The sequence below is a fragment of the Vibrio sp. R11-SG3-ISO3-SZ genome, assembly GCF_059834345.1.
The window spans coordinates 1-2398 of sequence record NZ_JCBDGX010000180.1; the positions used below are offsets into that span (position 1 = coordinate 1).

The 2398-nt window shown below is 49.7% G+C and carries 3 protein-coding genes and 1 riboswitch; all 3 genes read left to right on the forward strand.

What is annotated here, in order from left to right; translation table 11 throughout:
* On the forward strand, window positions 1-282 hold a 282-nt coding region (locus tag AC6R1O_RS18685; protein WP_500657609.1), incomplete at its 5' end, for a multicopper oxidase domain-containing protein.
* Window positions 283-391: 109 nt separating this feature from the next.
* On the forward strand, window positions 392-775 hold the full coding sequence (gene crcB, locus AC6R1O_RS18690; protein ID WP_334555415.1) for a fluoride efflux transporter CrcB: 384 nt from the start codon (window positions 392-394) through the stop codon (window positions 773-775).
* A gap of 82 nt (window positions 776-857) precedes the next feature.
* Window positions 858-956: riboswitch (TPP riboswitch) on the forward strand.
* Between the two features lie 161 nt (window positions 957-1117).
* Window positions 1118-2398: phosphomethylpyrimidine synthase ThiC (gene thiC, locus AC6R1O_RS18695; protein WP_500657610.1), on the forward strand; the 1281-nt coding region annotated here is incomplete at its 3' end.

The window sequence follows — 2398 nt, forward strand, 5'->3', positions numbered from 1 at the left end:
GCGCCGCTGGCGCAGTTGGAGCTAGGCAAAACCTACATCTTCGATCTTAAAAATGTCACTCAGTACCATCATCCTATTCATCTTCATGGCCATACCTTTACCGTGCTCGAAATGGACGGTAAGCCGCTCCCAGAGCCGTTCCATACGGATACGGTACTACTGGGCAAGAATGGTCGTGCCAAAGCGGCTTTCGTCGCGGACAACCCCGGTCGGTGGATGTATCACTGTCATGTCATAGAGCACATGAAAACCGGTTTGATGGGCTATATCGAAGTAAAGTGACTCCTGTAACTTTTTAAATCTAACAGAGTGTTTAGCGTCATTACATTGATCTGAAGTCTGTTTTTTTGTCTGTTTGGCGCTACACTAACGCCACAAATTTGGAGGGGTTATGGGTCAGTTTGCAATTTTAGGGTTTATTGCCATGGGTGGCGCCGTTGGTGCGTGCTCTCGTTATTTAGTGTCTGAGCTGTGTGCGACATTACTGGGGCGAGGTTTTCCATACGGTACGCTAACTGTTAACGTAGTCGGCTCACTGGCGATGGGCTTACTGATCGCCGCGTTTGAAAATGGCAACCTTGCGACTGAACCATGGAGACAGATCATCGGGCTCGGTTTTCTTGGTGCTTTGACGACGTTCTCTACGTTTTCGATGGACAACGTTTTACTCATGCAGCAGGGCGCTTTTTTCAAGATGGGACTCAATGTCTTACTCAATGTGGTATTAAGCATCTCTGCCGCTTGGGTGGGCTTTCAACTGCTGATCAAAAGCTAGCTTGCTTAGAGGTGCTTTGAGCCTCACTAGACAAAATTTACACAGGTCGGCTTGGTTTATCCAAGCCGTTTTTATATACTCGGTTCACTTGTCGGAGTGCCATAAGGCTGAGACCGTTTATTCGGGATCCGTTGAACCTGATCAGGTTAATACCTGCGAAGGGAACAAGAGAAGATATCGACCCTCCTAATCTAGGATTCGTTCTCTCTGATCTGAGCGTCATGCGATCTATCTACAGATAGGTACCCGCGTCAGATCGCCCTCTTGTCGCATCTTTCCGCCAAGCATTTTTATCTCTAACACTCATGCTCCTACGAGCAATAAAGAGCAAGGAAAAATGCTATGTCGAATCGCAAACAAGCGAGACTGGAAGCCAAACAGTTTATTGATACCCTCTCGGTACAAGCGTACCCCAATTCACGTAAGGTTTATGTTGAAGGTTCAAGACCTGATATTCGTGTTCCTATGCGAGAAATCTCCCTCGCTGACAGCTTGATTGGCGGTACTAAAGACGCGCCGATCTTTGAGCCCAATGAGCCGATTCGCGTTTACGACACTTCTGGTCCTTATACCGATCCTGACCATACGATTGACCTCTACCAGGGCCTGCCTAAGCTACGTGATCAGTGGATTGAAGAGCGCGGTGATACGGAGCTGCTCGATGAGGTCAGTTCGGTATACACCAAACAGCGCTTGGAAGACGATACGCTAGACGAGCTGCGTTATGGTAACTTACCTCGCATTCGCCGTGCGAAAAGCGGTCAGTGTGTTACTCAGCTCCACTACGCGCGTCAAGGTGTGATTACACCGGAAATGGAATACATCGCTCTGCGTGAAAACATGGGGCGTGCTCGTTATCGCGATGAGGTGTTGAACCAACAGCATCCAGGTCAAAGCTTTGGGGCCCACTTGCCAAAGGACATCAGTGCTGAGTTTGTCCGCCAAGAAGTGGCCGCGGGCCGTGCCATCATTCCATCCAACATCAACCACCCGGAAGCGGAGCCAATGATCATTGGTCGCAACTTCTTGGTCAAGGTGAACGCCAATATTGGTAACTCCTCCGTGACCTCTTCCATTGAGGAAGAAGTTGAGAAATTGGTTTGGGCAACACGTTGGGGTGGCGATACGGTGATGGATTTGTCGACCGGACGCAATATTCACGAGACTCGAGAGTGGATTCTACGTAACAGCCCAGTCCCGATTGGTACCGTGCCTATGTACCAAGCGCTTGAAAAAGTGAATGGCATTGCAGAAAACCTCAATTGGGAAGTGATGCGAGACACCTTGATTGAGCAAGCTGAGCAGGGCGTCGATTACTTCACGATTCATGCCGGTTTGCTGTTGCATTATGTGCCGATGACGGCCAAACGTGTCACGGGTATTGTCTCTCGCGGCGGCTCGATCATCGCTAAGTGGTGTCTCGCTCACCATCAAGAAAGCTTCCTTTACACCCACTTCCGCGAAATTTGTGAAATTTGTGCCAAGTACGATGTCGCGCTTTCGCTCGGTGATGGCTTGCGTCCAGGTTCGGTGGCCGATGCCAATGATGAAGCGCAGTTTGCTGAGCTACGCACGTTGGGTGAACTGACTAAGATCGCGTGGGAGTATGACGTGCAGGTGATC